Origin of the sequence: Methylobacterium sp. Leaf123 (genome assembly GCF_001423405.1) — a bacterium.
Lineage (GTDB): Bacteria > Pseudomonadota > Alphaproteobacteria > Rhizobiales > Beijerinckiaceae > Methylobacterium.
Window position 1 is genome coordinate 132,954 of record NZ_LMNS01000023.1, and the last position, 14,640, is coordinate 147,593.

Consider the following 14,640-nt stretch of genomic DNA (forward strand, 5'->3'; position numbering starts at 1 on the left):
CGGGGCAGGCGCCAAGCGGAACCGTATCCTCCGCCTCGCCATTCTAGAAACCAAGTCCGGTATCCCGATGAGGCCGGGCGAGACGCGGGGCAGCGGGAGACTTTATGCGCTGGGACGATTTTCGCGCCTCTGAGAACGTCGAAGACCGGCGCGGCGAGGGCGGCGGCGGGGGCGGCTTCCCCGGCGGCGGCATGGGCGGCCTCGGCATCGGCACGATCGTCATCGTGCTGCTGATCTCCTGGGTCACCGGCATCAACCCGGCGATCCTGCTCGGCGGCGCGCAGCAGATGTCCGGCGGCGGGCAGCAACGCGAGCAGCGGGTCGATCCCGAGACGCAGGCCCGGCGCGGCGAGGCGCCGACCGATCGCGCCGGCCAGTTCGCCTCAAAAATCCTCGGCAACACCGAGGATGTGTGGAACGAGATCCTGCCGAACCAGACCGGGCGGCAATACAAGCCGACGACGATGGTGCTCTACCAGGGCGGCACCCGTTCGGGCTGCGGCATGGCTCAGGCCGCGATGGGGCCGTTCTACTGCCCGCTCGACAAGAAGGTCTATATCGACCTCGGCTTCTTCAAGGAGATGCAGACCAAGTTCGGCGTGAAGGGCGATTTCGCCTACGCCTACGTCATCGCCCACGAGGTCGGCCACCACGTGCAGGACGTGCTCGGCATCCTCGGCAAGGTGCAGAGCCGCCAGCAGAACGCGAGCAGCAAGACGGAAGCGAACCAGCTCTCCGTGCGCGTCGAGCTGATGGCCGATTGCCTCGCCGGCGTCTGGGCCAAGAACTCGAACGACCGCTGGAACGCGATGGACCAGAGCGACATCGACGAGGCGCTGAAGGCCGCCAGCGCCATCGGCGACGACAAGCTCCAGGAGAAATCGCAGGGCTATGCCGTGCCGGATTCCTTCACCCACGGCTCGTCCGAGCAGCGGAAGCGCTGGTTCATGACCGGCTACAAGAGCGGCCAGACCAAGTCCTGCGACACCTTCCGCGCCAGCCGTGGCTGATTTTTCTGGAAGTTGGGAAGGCTGATATGGCCGAGACCGCGCGCGAGCTGATGCTCGCCAGAAAGCCCTATCGCGGCGACGATCCGGAATTGATCGCGCTTCGCAACGCCGCCAAACGGCGGCTCCTGCGGCTCAACGCCATGGAGCCCGAAGACGCGGCCGGCCGCGAGGCGGTGATCCGCGAGCTGCTCGGATCGGCGGGCACCAACCCGACGATCTGCCCCGGCTTCGCCTGCGATTACGGCGGCAACATCACGGTCGGCGACGACTTCTTCTGCAACTTCAACTGCGTCTTCCTCGACTGCGCCCCGATCACCATCGGCCACCGCGCGCAGATCGCCCCGATGGTGCAGCTCTACACCGCCGAGCATCCCCTCGACCGCGCCGCACGGGCCGCGTTCTGGGAATCGGCCCGGCCCATCACCATCGGCGATGACGTGTGGATCGGCGGCGGCGCGATCCTGCTCCCCGGCATCACCGTCGGCGACGGGGCGGTGATCGGCGCGGGCGCGGTGGTGACCCGCGACGTGGCGCCCTACGCCGTCGTGGCGGGAAACCCGGCCAAGGTCGTGAAGTGGACGAAGGAGTGATCGAGGCGGTCGGCTGGCGGTAAGCCGGCCCCGCTCAGCGGCCGATCGCGACGGAGAGCTGCACGCCCGAGGCCTTCTGCACCGTCCGAAGGACACCGAACAGGTTGGTCGCTGTTGGATTGCCGGTCGGGCCGAGCATCCGCATAAGGCTCTTGGACGACGTGCCGGTCTCTTGCGACAGGCGCTCGAAGCCGATCGTCGCATTGATGTAATCGCGCAGAACGGCCTTGCCGGTCTCGATGTCGCCCGCGAGGAGTTGGTCCACCGCCTCGGTGAGGAGGGCATCACGGAAGGCCGGGTCGTGCTCGGCCCTCGCCTTCACGGTGTCCTTGAAGCTGCGCGTCAGGGCCATCAGCCCATCTCCTTTTTCCGGCGCCTGTAGTCCGCCCAATGGACCCGTGCCTCGGCGATATCATCCTATTGCCGGCGTTTGGTGCCGCCGCAGAGCAGGATGATCAGCAGATCCCCATCGCGGCCGAAATACAGTCGATAACCGGGCCCCCAGGCGATCCGATATTCCTGCACACCATCGCCGACCGACTTCGCATTCGACAGGTTGCCCGCTTCCATGCGCGCCAGTGAAACGGTCACCTTGGCCGCCGCCTGCGGATCAAGGTCGTGGAACCAAGAGGCGAAGGGACTGTGGCCGCTCCCGTCCAGAAACTCCCGAATCTCCATCCAGAATAGTACCTTAAAAGTTACCATTCAAGACAATGCAGGGCCCGGAAACGCCATGCGCAGGCTATTCTTGGAGTGTGGCCGCGCTACTCCACCCGCACCCAGCCCTGCGGCATCAGCCGCTCCTGCGGCTTGAACTTGGCTTTGTAGTCCATCTTGCGGGAGCCATCGACCCAGTAGCCGAGATACAGATACGGCAGGCCGAGGTCGCGGGCGCGGCGGATGTGGTCGAGGATCATGTAGGTGCCGAGGCTGCGGCTCGCCTCGTCGGGGTCGTAGAACGAGTAGACCATCGACAGGCCGTCGGCGAGGACGTCGGTGAGGCAGACGGCGACGGGGGCACCGACGCCGCGGCCGTGGATCGCGCTGTCGGGCCCGCGCTCGCGGTAGACCACGAGATGCGTGTCGACGTGGCTGTCCTCGATCATCATTGCGTAATCGAGCACCGTCATGTCGACCATGCCGCCATCGCCGTGGCGGGCGTCGAGATAGCGGCGGAACAGGGCGTATTGCTCGGAGGCCGGACGGTTCGGCTCCGGCGTGCCGATGAGTTCGGCATTGCGCTGGAGGATGCGCCGCTGACTCCCGGTCATGGCGAAATCCTCCACCACCACCCGCACCGAGACGCAGGCGCGGCAGGTCTCGCAGGCCGGGCGGTAGGCGATGGTCTGCGAGCGGCGGAAGCCGCCCTGGGTCAGGATCTCGTTGAGGTCGCGGGCGCGCCGCCCCACGAGATGGGTGAACACCTTCCGCTCCTCCTGGCCCGGCAGGTAGGGGCAGGGGGAGGGCGCCGTCAGGTAGAATTGCGGTGTGTCGCGCGGATGGCTCGTCACGCTGGGAAGGCTCGCCCTCGGGGCCAAGGCATCGAACGCCGGCACCGCAGCCAATGTAACGGGATCGCCGCGGGGCTCAACCGGATTGATGGGTCATGACGGCGGCTTTCCGCCGCCATGCCCTCACCCGAAGGGGGGATCAGTCGCGCACGACGGCCAGACCGAGCAGCAGGTCGTGGCCGAGGCGCCGGTCGGAGCGCACGAGGCCGAACACCACGTCGATGCACCAGAGCAGGAAGGTCGAGATCGCCACGTAGAACAGCAGCGCGTGGATGCCCGCGGTCAAGAAATCCACCGGGCGCCCGCTCTCGGGTGCCACCACGCGCAGGCCGAGCATGCGCATCCCGAGCGTGCTCTGCTTGGAACCGCCCACCGTGATCGCGCTGTAGAGGATGCCGCTGACCCCGAGGATCGGGAACAGCATCCAAGCAAAGCCGAAGGTCAGCACGCCGAGGATCGCGATCGCCGTGGCGAGCACGGCCGTGAACACGAAGATGAAGGCGAGATCGAGCAGGTAGGCGACCGTACGCCCGCCCAGACTCGCCCTCACATACGGCACGGGGAATCCGCCCTGGCCCGGCATTCCCGTCGGGTTGGTGTAGCCGGGGTGATAACCGGGCTGAAAATCCGTCATGGCCGCCGCTTCCTCGACCGTTGCGTGCACGTTCGGCAAGTGGGGAGACGGCGCCGCGCTCTCAAGAGAGGAGGGGCAAGAGAGGAGGGGCAAGAGACGACCGCCCATCGCCATCACCGTATTCCGGGATCAGCCGCCTCGGCCTCGGGCGTCGTCAGGTAGTAGCGCCTGAGCAGGTAGAGCGAGGCGCCATTCACCGGCCCCTGGTCGGTCGTCACGGCATTGAGTTCGTCGCCGGGACCGAAGTGGCAGATGAGGAAGCGGGGCCGGGTCGCTTCGGCCTTCGGAAGCGCACCGGTGCCGCCCGTGAGGCGATAATCGACCCGCACGCTGTCGCGGCTCGCGCCGGATCCCACCCGCAGCAGGTCGATCTCGGCGCCGGGCGGGGCGAGCGCCGGCACGGCCCGGCGGCAGAGCATCGCCCGGCGCGCGTCGAGCGACGTGTCGCAGCCGAATCCGGCCGCGAGCCAGAGGATGACGGCGCCCGCCAGCGCCGCCCGCTCGATGCGGACCAAGGTCGTTGCGCCTAGAATCGGCCCGTCAGGCGCCCGCGCGCAGGCGCTCGGCGACGCGGGGGGCGTAGTAGGTCAGCACCCCGTCGGCCCCCGCCCGCTTGAAGGCGAGCAGGCTCTCGGTCATGGCGCGGTCGCCGTCGAGCCAGCCGTTGCGGGCGGCGGCCTCGATCATCGCGTACTCGCCCGACACTTGGTAGGCGAAGGTCGGCACGCCGAACTCCGTCTTCACGCGGGTGATGATGTCGAGATAGGGCAGGCCGGGCTTGACCATGACCGAGTCGGCGCCCTCGGCAAGATCGAGGGCGACCTCGCGCAGGGCCTCGGCCGCGTTGCCGGGGTCCATCTGGTAGGTGCGCTTGTCGCCGACCAGCGCCGCGCTGGTGCCGATGGCGTCGCGGAACGGTCCGTAGAAGGCGCTGGCGTATTTCGCCGCGTAGGCCATGATCTGCACGTCGCGAAAGCCGGCCCGGTCGAGACCGGTGCGGATCGCGCCGACGCGCCCGTCCATCATGTCGGAGGGGGCGATGATGTCGGTGCCGGCCTCGGCCTGGATCAGGCTCTGCTCGACCAGCACCGCCACGGTCTCGTCGTTGAGGATGGCGCCCCCCTCGATCAACCCGTCATGGCCGTGGCTGGTATAGGGGTCGAGCGCGACATCGGTCATCACGCCGATCTCGGGGACCGCCCGCTTCACCGCCCGCACCGCCCGGCAGACGAGGTTTTCGCGGTTCAGCGCCTCGGAGCCGGTCGGGTCGCGCAGGGACGGCTCGGTGTAGGGGAAGAACGAAATCGCCGGGATCCCCAGCCGCGCGGCGCGCTCGGCCTCGCGCACGATCTCGTCCACGCTCAGGCGCTCGACGCCGGGCATGGAGGCGATCGGCTCGCGGCGTCCCTGCCCCTCGATCACGAAGAGCGGCCAGATCAGATCATCGACGGTGAGGGTATGTTCACGCACGAGGCGACGCGACCAATCCGCCTTGCGGTTGCGGCGCGGGCGCTGGGTCAGGCTCAGCGGCCCCGCACCGGGGGCGGCTTCGCGCGCGGTCTCGATGGCGAGCGGGCGCGGGGTGGCGTCAGACATGAGCCTCAGGACTCCGGTTGCTCCAGGACGCTCTCGAACCGAGGGGGAGACCGGTTCGGCGCGCAGGAGCGCATCACGACAAAGACGTCAAAGCCAGGCTCGACCGCAAGCCCGGCGGCGATGGCTCGGGGCGGGCATTCCGGATTCGCATCCCCCGGCCACCATCCCGCGGCCGGAAGGTGCCCCAAGAAGAAGGGGTGAGGAAAGCGCCCCGGACCGCGCGGCCCTCGACGATGCTCAAGCCTCTTGCTGTCGCATCGTCTCCTCGGGCGGGCCGGCTTCCGCCTTTTGCGGCGGTGCCCTAGCACATCCGGATTCGGGCTCGAAAGGTGCCGTTGCCGCAGGTCGCCGCCGAAGGCGGATGGCTCCGTCCCAGGGCTCGCTCGTCGGACATCGACGGAGCGCTTCCGAACGGTGCCGCGAGGCGGTCGATGCGGCCCGGAGCCGCCGCACGCTTCGCGTTGACGCCCCACCCGGGAGTTCGTCTAAGAGGGCCGCGCAAAGCCCCCGAGCGCAGAGCCTCCAGGCATAGGGCCCGTCTTCGCAACGGCGGGCATCCGCTCGGGTGACGATGCGGCGGAGGGGAGCGCGGCGGTGGAGCGCGGAATGTCGGGTGGGCAAGTGGCCTCACAACAAAAGGCCTCGCAACGGGACGTGCGCGCGCCGTCGGCCGAGCCCGAGATCGTGTTCGAGACCCGCGGCGAGGCCGGGCTGATCACGCTGACACGGCCGAAGGCGCTCAACGCCCTCACCCTGCCGATGGTGGAGGCGATGCACCGCCAGCTCCGGGCCTGGGCCGGGGATGCGCGGGTCAGCCGGATCGTGGTGCGCGGCTCGGGCGGGCGCGCCTTCTGCGCGGGCGGCGACATCCGCCAGATCCAGGCCCTCGGCAAGGCCGGGCGCCATGCCGACGTGATGGCGTTCTGGCGCGGAGAATACTGGCTGGACGCCGCCGTGAAGTCCTACCCCAAGCCCTACATCGCCCTGATCGAGGGGATCGTCATGGGTGGCGGCGTCGGCATCTCGCTGCACGGCGACGTGCGGGTGGCGGCCGAGAATTACAGCTTCGCCATGCCCGAGACCGGCATCGGCTTCTTCCCCGATGTCGGCGCCACCTACGCCCTGCCGCGCCTGCCCGGCTATACCGGGCGCTATCTCGCCCTGACCGGCGCGCGGATCGGCGCGGGCGACGCGCTCGCCGTCGGCCTCGCGACCCACGCGGCGCGGGCTCAAGATTTCGAGACCATCATCGAGCGGCTGGCGGGGGGAGGGGCGATCGCCCGCGCCTTCGACGGCCTCGAACCGCCGGGCACGGAGACCGGCCCCCTCGTCGCCGAGCGCGCGCTGATCGATGCCTGCTTCTCCGCCGACACCGTCACGGAGGTGCTTGCCCGGCTCGACGCGGCGGCGCGGGACGGCTCCGCTTTTGCCGGGGCGACCGCGGCGACGATCCGCACCCGCTCGCCCACCAGCCTGACCATTGCCCTGGCGCAGATGCGCCGCGGCGCCGGGATGAGCTTTGCCGAGGCGATGCTCGCCGAGTACCGGCTGTGCGAACGGTTGATGCGCGGGCACGATTTCTACGAGGGTGTGCGGGCGGTGATCATCGACAAGGACAACCGGCCGGCCTGGCAACCCGCGAGCCTGGACGCGGTCGATGCCGGGGCGATCGAGGCCGCCTTCGGCCCGCTCGACGGCCCCGAGCCGCTCTTCGACGGCAGCCAAGGTCCGCCTGAGGCGGCGCCCGCCACGGAGGCACGGTCGTGAGGGCGCTCGCCAAGGTCGGCTCGACCCTCGACGGGCGCGGACGCCCGAGCGCTGGGGCCGGCGACCGGATCGAGGGCACCGCCCCGCGGGCGCAGACCCGCTGGGACGTGGTGCTGGTCTGGTTCATGCGCATCACCGCGCTGGTCTGGCTGGTGAAGGGCCTCGCGACCTGGGGCGAGATCCTCGACCTGATCCCCGGCCGGACGCCGTTCGCCGAACTGCCGATGGGGCGGCAATCGGCGATCGTCTATTTCGCGGTGATCGACTTCGTGGCGGCGGTCGGCCTGTGGCTGACGAGCGCCTGGGGCGGCGTGGTCTGGCTGCTCGCCGCGACCTCGGCCCTGACGCTGGCGCTGCTGACGCCGCAGCTCCTGCCGATGTCCGTGCCGGTGATCGCAGTGCAGGCAAGCATTGTCGCCGTTTACTTCGTGTTATCCTGGCTGGCGGCGCGCGATGTAGGCTGAACAAGAGGTCAACATCATCGTTTCATTTTGCATTTACCGACAGAAGTAAATCGCGAGTTCATCCTGTCGCTTAAATCGGCTTTCATCGGTGCGGCCTAGGTTCACCTCATAAGCGATGCCGGCCAGCAAGAGCCGGTACGAACCGACAGGAAGGCACCACGATGAGCACGAAGGCCGCCAACACCGCCCTCAAGACCACCGACGCCGCTCCGGAGCTTCAGGGTGCGGCTGGCTCCTATCTCGAGGCGCTGCACCTCGTGGAGCGTCTGCACCGCCGCCTCCTCGACGTCATCAAGGACGAGTTCGACCGGCGCGGCCGCGAGGACGTCAACAGCGTCCAGGCGCTGCTACTCTACAACATCGGCGACAAGGAGCTGACCGCCAGCGAGCTGCGCTCGAAGGGCTACTATCTCGGCTCGAACGTGTCCTACAACGTTAAGAAGCTCGTCGAGGCCGGCTTCCTGCACCACGCCCGCTCCAAGACCGACCGGCGCTCGGTGCGCATCAGCCTGACCCCGAAGGGCCGCGAGATCCACGACCTGATCCAGGGCCTCTACGACAAGCACGCCCGCACGATCCAGCCGATCGGCGGCATCTCCGAAGACGATTTCGGCCGCCTCAACCTCGCGCTCTCCCGCCTGGAGCGCTTCTGGACCGACCAGATCCGCTACCGTCTCTGAGCAAGGCGCCGGGACATCGAAAGCAGGAAGGCCGGAGGGTTCCGTGGCGAACCCTCCGGCCTTCCTGCTTTTCGTCGCGTCACCGCACAAGAAAAAGGGCGCCGCCCTCTCAGGCAGCGCCCCTGGTCTCACCGGATCGAGTCCGGCGACGCCTTCTTAGTTGAAGGTGTCGATCTCAGCGGACTCGTAGGAGGTGACTTCCATGCCGACACAGATCTCGGCAACGACGGGAGCGGACCACTTCATGACGTTTCTCCTAGTAGACGAAGGGATGAAAACCGAACCAGCCTCAGGCTGGTGACGCCTTCTTAGTTGAAGGTGTCGATCTCGGCGGACTCGTAGGAGGTGACTTCCATGCCGACGCAGATCTCGGCAACGATGGGGGCAGACCACTTCATGGCGTGTCTCCTGATAAAGTTTTGAAGACGAAGATCGGTGTTTCGACCGGCCCAACCTCGAACTGAGGTGGGCCGCTCGTGTCCCGGGTCCCTCGTGTTCGACGCCCTTGATATAGACAATCCGTTGGGCGCAATTCAAGCGGACCCTACACTTATATTTCTCATAGACTGCTCTCAGAAACGCCCAAGCTGGCCCCTGAGAGTGGCATCTTTCTGCCGGATGCGCGGAAAAGTGCTGGCCTATCAGGGACATGGTGCCGATCACCGCGATTCACAAGCGCGCCCGGCAGGGCGGTTCGCGCGATCTTTTGCCGATTTCTCCCGATCATTTTTATCCGAAGGCCGACGCTCCGGGCATGGGCCGGCGCCCGAACGGGCCGGCTCGGCCTGAACGCATGCCGACGCGCCCGCTCTTGTGATGCCGGGGGCGATGCGGCAAAGCGGGGCCCTCGCGCGCACACGACTTCAAGAGCCCCGAAATGCACGACATCCGCGCCATCCGCGAGAACCCCGAGGCCTTCGACCGCGACCTCGAGCGTCGCGGCCTCGCGCCCCTCAGCGCCGAGCTGATCGCCCTCGACGACGCGCGCAAGGCCGCGGTCTCGGCCGCGCAGGCGGCCCAGGAGCGGCGCAACGCGCTGTCCAAGGAGATCGGCGCCGCCAAGAAGGCTAAGGACGAGGCCCGCGCGACCGAGCTGATGGCCGAAGTCGCCCGCCTGAAGGAAGAGGCCCCGGGCCTCGAAGCCGCGCAAGGCGAGGCGGCGAAAGCCCTCGACGAACGCCTCGCCGCGATCCCGAATCGTCCGAAGGACGACGTGCCCCCCGGCGCCGACGAGCACGGCAATGTCGAGTACCGCCGCTTCGAATCCTCCCGTGAGCGCCTGGAGCAAGGCCGCCAGCATTTCGAGCTCGGCGAGGCCACCGGCCTGATGGATTTCGAGGCCGCCGCCAAACTCTCCGGCTCGCGCTTCGTCGTGCTGAAGGGCCAGCTCGCCCGGCTGGAGCGGGCGCTCGGCCAGTTCATGCTCGACCTGCACACGAATGAGCACGGCTACACCGAGGTGGTACCGCCGGTCCTCGTGCGGGAGGAAGCGATGTTCGGCACGGCGCAATTGCCGAAGTTCCGCGACGATCAATTCGCGGCGGGCGAGAACTTCTGGCTGATCCCCACGGCGGAAGTCCCGCTCACCAACCTCGTGCGCGAAAGCATCCTGGCCGAGGACGAGCTACCCCTGCGCTTCACCGCGCTCACCCCCTGCTTCCGCGCGGAGGCCGGGGCGGCGGGGCGCGACACCCGCGGCATGCTGCGACAGCACCAGTTCAACAAGGTCGAGCTGGTCTCGATCACCGCACCCGAAAAGTCGGCCGAAGAGCATGAGCGGATGCTCGCCTGCGCCGAGGCGGTCCTCAAAAAACTCGATCTCACCTATCGCGTCATGACGCTGTGCACCGGCGACATGGGCTTTGCGAGCCAGAAGACCTACGACATCGAGGTCTGGGTGCCGGGCCAGCAGACCTATCGCGAGATTTCGTCCTGCTCGGTCTGCGGCGAATTCCAGGCGCGGCGGATGAATGCGCGCTACCGGGCCAAGGAGGGCAGGGGGGTCGGCTTCGTCCACACCCTGAACGGCTCAGGCGTCGCGGTCGGCCGCGCCCTGATCGCCGTGATGGAGAACTACCAGAACCCCGACGGCAGCATCACGATCCCGTCGGCGCTCCAGCCCTACATGGGCGGCCTGAACCGGATCGAGGGACCGAACCACTGATGCGCATCCTGGTCACCAACGACGACGGCATCCACGCGCCGGGCCTGGAAACGCTGGAAGGCATCGCCCGGGCGCTTAGCGACGATGTCTGGGTGGTCGCGCCCGAGACCGATCAATCGGGCGTGTCGCACTCGCTCTCGCTCAACGATCCGCTGCGGCTGCGCCAGATCGCGGACAAGCGCTTCGCGGTGAAGGGCACGCCCTCGGACTGCATCATCATGGGGGTGGCCCACATCCTCAAGGACCACAAACCCGACCTCGTGCTCTCCGGCGTCAACCGCGGGCAGAACGTGGCCGAGGACGTGACCTATTCCGGCACCATCGCCGGGGCGATGGAGGGCACGATCCTCGGCATCCGCTCGATCGCGCTGAGCCAGGCCTACGGCGTAGGCGGGAGGGCCAACCTGAAATGGGCCTGCGCCGCCGCGCACGGGCCGCGGGTGATCGAGAAGATTTTGGAGATCGGGATCGAGCCCGGCATCCTCGTCAACGTCAACTTTCCCGATTGCGATCCGGAAGACGTGCAGGGCGTGGCGGTCTCGGCCCAGGGTCAGCGCAATCAGGCGCTCCTGCAGATCGATGCTCGCCATGACGGGCGCGGCAATCCCTATTTCTGGCTCGCTTTCGCCAAGGCGCGGTTCGAGCCCGGCAACGGCACCGATCTCAAGGCGATCGCCGAGAACCGCATCTCGGTGACGCCGCTGCGGCTCGACCTCACCGACGAGCCGGAACTGACCCGATTCGCCGCGGCGTTCCGGGCGTGAGCGGGGGCGGCCGTCCGGGCTCTCATGCCGCCTGAGGACGGAGAGCCCGACGAACGGGCCCACAGGCTGTCCGCAGGGCTGGCGGAGGCGACCGGCAACGCCGCCTTCGTGCTGGCCCTGCGCGAGCGGGGCGTGCGCGACACCGCCGTGTTGCGGGCGATGGAGCAGGTGCCGCGCGAGCGCTTCGCGCCGCCGGCCCTGCGCCCCCATGCGCGGCGGGACATCGCCCTGCCGCTTGCCTGCGGCCAGACCATGACCGCGCCGAGCGTCGTCGCGCAGATGCTCGGTGCCCTCGACCTCGCCCCCGGCCAGCACGTGCTGGAGGTCGGCACCGGCACGGGCTACGTCACCGCCCTGCTGGTGCGGCTCGGGGCCGCCCATGTGCGCAGCCTGGAGCGCTACGAGCGGCTCGCCCGCACGGCGCGGGCGCATCTCGGGCCCGACCTCGCCGACGCCACCGTCGAGACCCATGACGGGCTCGCGCCCGAAGTGGTGCGAGGCGGAAGCTACGACCGCATCCTCATCAACGGCAGCCTCGCCGCACTGCCGCCGCACCTTCCCGCCGCGCTGAAATCCGGCGGCCGGCTGGTGGCGGGCCATTGGACCGGGCGGGGCAGCCGGCTCGTGACCCTGACCCGCGACAGCGCGGCCGCCTATGCCCGAACGGAAGGGGCGGCCCTGCGCCTCGGCCCTCTGACGCCGGGGCGTGCGCTGGGCGCCTAGCGGATCAAAAACGGTCCGGCGCGTGCGCGTCGAGGGGCGGTCTCGCCCGCCTGGACGCGGGATCGACCCCGTTGCCAGACTCCCTCAACCTTTACGGAACCCGCACGAAACCGATCCCTGCGACGATCTCGGGAACGGTTGCTTAACCTGAATCCCGTTTGAATAGCTCATCACGTTGCGTCAGTGTTTAAGCGGGTGCGTCGATGCGGGTTCGGGGGAAAATACTGGGCTTGAGGACGCTGTCGCGCTTCGCCCTCATCGGTATGATCGGCGGTGGCACCGCTGCTTGTTCGTCGGACGCCTCGCGTCTCGGCGATCCCTTCACCAACCCGTTCGCTTCGCTGACGGGTGAACCTTCGGCCACCGGCAGTCTGCCGGATGACGGCCTCGGGGGTGAGATGGCGCCGGCGCCTGCGATCCGCACGCCGCGCATCCAGTCCCAGGCGCTGCCCGCTCCCGGCCCGGCCCTGTCGCCGCGCCCCGGTGCGATGAGCGCCGCCCCGGCCGCGTCCCGGCCCGTGACCCGCGTCGCGACGGCCGAGCCGCTCTCCGGCGGCATGGCGAGCAACGTGGCCGGCCTGAACCCCGATGCGGGCCGTGCGATGACGCCGCGCGCTTCCGCCCCGGCGCCGCAGCCCAAGCTCCAGTTCGGCAAGCCCATCGACAAGGCGGCCGAGAAGGCGGCTGAGAAGCGTGCCGCCGAGGCCGCGGCCGCGAAGGCCACCGAGGCCCGCCGCGACGCCGAGCGTCAAGCGGCCGCCGCCAAGGTCGCCGAGGCCAAGGCGGCCGAAGCCAAGGCCGCGGAGAAGGCGGCGCAGTCCAAGAAGCTCGCCGAGGCCAAGGCGGCCGAGGCGAAGAAGGCGGCGGAGGCGGCCAAGCATCCGCGTCCGGGCCAGAAGGGCGCCGAGAAGGTCGCCAAGGCCGAGACGAAGGTCGATCCGAAGGAGGCAGCCAAGGAGGCTGCGAAAGCGGAAGCCACCCGCAAGGCCGAAGCCGACGCCAAGCAGGCCAAGGCGGACGCCGCCAAGAAGCTCGCCGAGGCCCGCGCCGCGGAAACGGCCGCGAAGGCCGCCGCCAAGGAGAGCAAGGAGGCCGCCAAGGCCTCCGCGAAGGACACGGCACCGGCGGCCCCCGTGAAGGTCGCCAGCGCCGACGCGGCGGCCCCGATCCCGGCCGCCGCCCCGGCAGCCCCGGCCGAGTCGTTCCGCTGGCCCGCCAAGGGCCGGATCATCAATGCCTACGGCTCGTCCGGCAACGAGGGCATCAACATCGCCGTGCCCGAGGGCACGCCGGTCAAGGCCGCCGAGGACGGCACCGTGGCCTATGCCGGCTCCGACGTGAAGGGCTACGGCAAGCTGGTGCTGGTGCGGCACAACAACGGCTACGTCTCGGCCTACGCCCATAACGGCGAGCTGGACGTGCGCCCCGGCGAGAAGGTGAAGCGCGGCCAGACCATCGCCAAGTCCGGCGCCACCGGCAACGTCACCTCGCCCCAGCTCCACTTCGAGCTGCGCAAGGGCGCGACCCCGGTCGATCCGATGCCTCATCTCGGCGGCTGATTTTTTCGACTGACGTGACATGAGAACGGCGGCTCCGTGAGGGGCCGCCGTTTTCGTTTTGGGACTCGCCGAAACAGTCTGAGTCCCCCTCTCGCCGCACGCGGGGAGAGGGGATGCGCGGAAAACCTATCCGTCGAGCCGCTGACCCAACCGTCCGGCGAGATCCTGGATGAACTGGAACGCGGTGCGCCCCGAGCGCGAGCCGCGGGTGGTGGCCCATTCGAGCGCCTCGGCCCGCACCCGCTCCGGCGCCACGTCGAGCGCGTAGCGCTCCACATAGGCGCGGATCATCGCCAGATATTCGTCCTGGCTGCATTTGTGGAAGCCGAGCCAAAGGCCGAAGCGGTCGGAGAGCGAGACCTTCTCCTCGACCGCCTCGCCGGGATTGATCGCGGTGGAGCGCTCGTTCTCGACCATCTCGCGGGCCAGCAGGTGGCGCCGGTTCGAGGTGGCGTAGAACAGCACATTGCCCGGCCGCCCCTCGATGCCGCCGTCGAGCGCCGTCTTGAGCGACTTGTACGACGTGTCGTCGGCGTCGAACGAGAGGTCGTCGCAGAAGACCAGCCAGGGGTGCGGGTCGTTGCGGAGCAGGCTCATCAGCTCGGGCAACGCCTCAATGTCCTCGCGGTGAATCTCCACGAGCTTCATCGGCAGCGCGCCCTCCGGCCGGCGCGCGTTGATCTCGGCATGGGCCGCCTTCACCAGCGAGGACTTGCCCATGCCGCGCGCGCCCCAGAGCAGGGCGTTGTTGGCCGGCAAGCCGCGGGCGAAGCGCTCGGTGTTCTCCACCAAAGTCTCGCGGGCCCGGTCGATGCCGGTGAGGAGGCCGATCTCGACCCGGTTGACCCGCGGCACCGGGATGAGCCGCCGCTCGGGCCCCCACAGGAAGGCGTCGGCGGCACTCGTATCCACCTTCGGGACGATGGGCGGGGCGGTGCGCTCCAGGGCTGCGGCGATCCGCTCCAGAAGCGGCAGGAGATGCGGAATGGGGTCGGCGGGCGTCGGCTCTGAGGCCATGATCTCGGGTCCGGTTGCGGGGGAGGGCGGCCGCCCTCGCTGAGGTGGCGCCTTTTAGGCGAAGGCCGAAAGAAAGGGGAACCGCGGCGGCGCCGGCCCGGATGCATCCCAAGGCGACGATCCTAGTTTTCTTCCGGCCTCAAGCGCCGACGACCGCCTCC

Annotated in this window: 17 protein-coding genes and 1 pseudogene; 9 read left to right on the top strand and 9 right to left on the bottom strand. The window is 68.9% G+C overall.

The genetic code is table 11. The annotated features are described in order from the left end of the window. The first annotated feature begins 104 nt into the window (after positions 1-104). Positions 105-1,010: a KPN_02809 family neutral zinc metallopeptidase gene (gene ypfJ, locus ASF53_RS14355; RefSeq protein WP_056199463.1), complete on the top strand. Its 906-nt coding sequence runs from the start codon at positions 105-107 to the stop codon at positions 1,008-1,010. 26 nt (positions 1,011-1,036) lie between these two features. Next, a complete protein-coding gene (locus ASF53_RS14360) occupies positions 1,037-1,600 on the top strand; it encodes a sugar O-acetyltransferase (RefSeq protein WP_056199465.1) in 564 nt (187 codons plus the stop codon). 34 nt (positions 1,601-1,634) lie between these two features. Here the strand turns inward: ASF53_RS14360 and ASF53_RS14365 are convergent, their stop codons facing one another. From ASF53_RS14365 to hemB, 6 genes and pseudogenes are all read right to left on the bottom strand, one after another. Then, the gene (locus tag ASF53_RS14365) at positions 1,635-1,952 is read right to left on the bottom strand and encodes a helix-turn-helix domain-containing transcriptional regulator (RefSeq protein WP_056199468.1); all 318 of its coding nucleotides are present in this window, start codon (positions 1,950-1,952) and stop codon (positions 1,635-1,637) included. Beyond that, positions 1,952-2,278: pseudogene (locus ASF53_RS14370) on the bottom strand (type II toxin-antitoxin system RelE/ParE family toxin). The gene ASF53_RS14365 and the pseudogene ASF53_RS14370 overlap by 1 nt, the downstream one beginning before the upstream one ends. Before the next feature lie 86 nt (positions 2,279-2,364). Next, positions 2,365-3,111 (bottom strand): arginyltransferase, encoded by a 747-nt coding sequence (locus ASF53_RS14375; RefSeq protein ID WP_056200169.1) that lies wholly within the window; start codon positions 3,109-3,111, stop codon positions 2,365-2,367. 139 nt (positions 3,112-3,250) lie between these two features. Further along, on the bottom strand, positions 3,251-3,745 hold the full coding sequence (locus tag ASF53_RS14380; protein WP_056200171.1) for an RDD family protein: 495 nt from the start codon (positions 3,743-3,745) through the stop codon (positions 3,251-3,253). 113 nt (positions 3,746-3,858) lie between these two features. Then, the gene (locus ASF53_RS14385) at positions 3,859-4,260 is read right to left on the bottom strand and encodes a hypothetical protein (RefSeq protein WP_056199471.1); all 402 of its coding nucleotides are present in this window, start codon (positions 4,258-4,260) and stop codon (positions 3,859-3,861) included. Positions 4,261-4,285: 25 nt separating this feature from the next. Next, positions 4,286-5,341 carry a porphobilinogen synthase gene (gene hemB / locus ASF53_RS14390; protein ID WP_056199474.1) on the bottom strand — a complete coding sequence of 352 codons (1,056 nt, stop codon included), beginning with the start codon at positions 5,339-5,341 and terminating at the stop codon, positions 4,286-4,288. 606 nt (positions 5,342-5,947) lie between these two features. Between hemB and ASF53_RS14395 the strand changes: the two genes are divergently transcribed. The 3 genes from ASF53_RS14395 to ldtR all read left to right on the top strand — a co-directional run bounded on the left by ASF53_RS14395 (position 5,948) and on the right by ldtR (position 8,252). After that, entirely contained in the window at positions 5,948-7,108 is a 1,161-nt protein-coding gene (locus ASF53_RS14395) for an enoyl-CoA hydratase/isomerase family protein (protein ID WP_056199478.1), read from the top strand. Then, entirely contained in the window at positions 7,105-7,572 is a 468-nt protein-coding gene (locus ASF53_RS14400; RefSeq protein WP_056199481.1) for a DUF6163 family protein, read from the top strand. Before ASF53_RS14395 ends, ASF53_RS14400 begins: the two co-directional genes overlap by 4 nt. Before the next feature lie 161 nt (positions 7,573-7,733). Further along, positions 7,734-8,252 (top strand): transcriptional regulator LdtR, encoded by a 519-nt coding sequence (ldtR, locus tag ASF53_RS14405; protein WP_056199484.1) that lies wholly within the window; start codon positions 7,734-7,736, stop codon positions 8,250-8,252. 156 nt (positions 8,253-8,408) lie between these two features. Here the strand turns inward: ldtR and pqqA (ASF53_RS14410) are convergent, their stop codons facing one another. Both pqqA (ASF53_RS14410) and pqqA (ASF53_RS14415) read right to left on the bottom strand, forming a co-directional pair. Further along, positions 8,409-8,498 (bottom strand): pyrroloquinoline quinone precursor peptide PqqA, encoded by a 90-nt coding sequence (pqqA, locus tag ASF53_RS14410; protein WP_015857429.1) that lies wholly within the window; start codon positions 8,496-8,498, stop codon positions 8,409-8,411. Positions 8,499-8,560: 62 nt separating this feature from the next. Then, positions 8,561-8,650, bottom strand: a complete 90-nt coding sequence (gene pqqA, locus ASF53_RS14415) for a pyrroloquinoline quinone precursor peptide PqqA (protein WP_015824334.1) — start codon at positions 8,648-8,650, stop codon at positions 8,561-8,563. 479 nt (positions 8,651-9,129) lie between these two features. On the opposite strand from pqqA (ASF53_RS14415), the gene serS reads away from it, so the two are divergent. The 4 genes from serS to ASF53_RS14435 all read left to right on the top strand — a co-directional run bounded on the left by serS (position 9,130) and on the right by ASF53_RS14435 (position 13,462). Further along, entirely contained in the window at positions 9,130-10,416 is a 1,287-nt protein-coding gene (serS, locus tag ASF53_RS14420) for a serine--tRNA ligase (protein WP_056199487.1), read from the top strand. Beyond that, a complete protein-coding gene (gene surE, locus ASF53_RS14425) occupies positions 10,416-11,180 on the top strand; it encodes a 5'/3'-nucleotidase SurE (RefSeq protein WP_056199490.1) in 765 nt (254 codons plus the stop codon). Before serS ends, surE begins: the two co-directional genes overlap by 1 nt. Positions 11,181-11,204: 24 nt before the next feature. Further along, positions 11,205-11,903 (top strand): protein-L-isoaspartate O-methyltransferase family protein, encoded by a 699-nt coding sequence (locus ASF53_RS14430; protein ID WP_056199493.1) that lies wholly within the window; start codon positions 11,205-11,207, stop codon positions 11,901-11,903. Between the two features lie 203 nt (positions 11,904-12,106). Beyond that, positions 12,107-13,462: a murein hydrolase activator EnvC family protein gene (locus ASF53_RS14435; protein ID WP_056199496.1), complete on the top strand. Its 1,356-nt coding sequence runs from the start codon at positions 12,107-12,109 to the stop codon at positions 13,460-13,462. 126 nt (positions 13,463-13,588) lie between these two features. Here ASF53_RS14435 and ASF53_RS14440 read toward each other — a convergent pair whose 3' ends face one another. Continuing rightward, the gene (locus ASF53_RS14440) at positions 13,589-14,479 is read right to left on the bottom strand and encodes an ATP-binding protein (protein WP_056199500.1); all 891 of its coding nucleotides are present in this window, start codon (positions 14,477-14,479) and stop codon (positions 13,589-13,591) included. Positions 14,480-14,640 lie beyond the last annotated feature (161 nt).

What these genes read in the sequence shown, in the direction of transcription:
- pqqA (WP_015824334.1), bottom strand. Translation starts at nt 8,650, where the DNA reads ATGAAGTGGTCTGCCCCCATCGTTGCCGAGATCTGCGTCGGCATGGAA.
- ldtR (WP_056199484.1), top strand. Translation starts at nt 7,734, where the DNA reads ATGAGCACGAAGGCCGCCAACACCGCCCTCAAGACCACCGACGCCGCT.
- serS (WP_056199487.1), top strand. Translation starts at nt 9,130, where the DNA reads ATGCACGACATCCGCGCCATCCGCGAGAACCCCGAGGCCTTCGACCGC.
- ASF53_RS14395 (WP_056199478.1), top strand. Translation starts at nt 5,948, where the DNA reads ATGTCGGGTGGGCAAGTGGCCTCACAACAAAAGGCCTCGCAACGGGAC.
- ASF53_RS14380 (WP_056200171.1), bottom strand. Translation starts at nt 3,745, where the DNA reads ATGACGGATTTTCAGCCCGGTTATCACCCCGGCTACACCAACCCGACG.
- ASF53_RS14435 (WP_056199496.1), top strand. Translation starts at nt 12,107, where the DNA reads ATGCGGGTTCGGGGGAAAATACTGGGCTTGAGGACGCTGTCGCGCTTC.
- ASF53_RS14440 (WP_056199500.1), bottom strand. Translation starts at nt 14,479, where the DNA reads ATGGCCTCAGAGCCGACGCCCGCCGACCCCATTCCGCATCTCCTGCCG.
- ASF53_RS14430 (WP_056199493.1), top strand. Translation starts at nt 11,205, where the DNA reads ATGCCGCCTGAGGACGGAGAGCCCGACGAACGGGCCCACAGGCTGTCC.
- surE (WP_056199490.1), top strand. Translation starts at nt 10,416, where the DNA reads ATGCGCATCCTGGTCACCAACGACGACGGCATCCACGCGCCGGGCCTG.
- pqqA (WP_015857429.1), bottom strand. Translation starts at nt 8,498, where the DNA reads ATGAAGTGGTCCGCTCCCGTCGTTGCCGAGATCTGTGTCGGCATGGAA.
- hemB (WP_056199474.1), bottom strand. Translation starts at nt 5,341, where the DNA reads ATGTCTGACGCCACCCCGCGCCCGCTCGCCATCGAGACCGCGCGCGAA.
- ASF53_RS14360 (WP_056199465.1), top strand. Translation starts at nt 1,037, where the DNA reads ATGGCCGAGACCGCGCGCGAGCTGATGCTCGCCAGAAAGCCCTATCGC.
- ASF53_RS14365 (WP_056199468.1), bottom strand. Translation starts at nt 1,952, where the DNA reads ATGGCCCTGACGCGCAGCTTCAAGGACACCGTGAAGGCGAGGGCCGAG.
- ypfJ (WP_056199463.1), top strand. Translation starts at nt 105, where the DNA reads ATGCGCTGGGACGATTTTCGCGCCTCTGAGAACGTCGAAGACCGGCGC.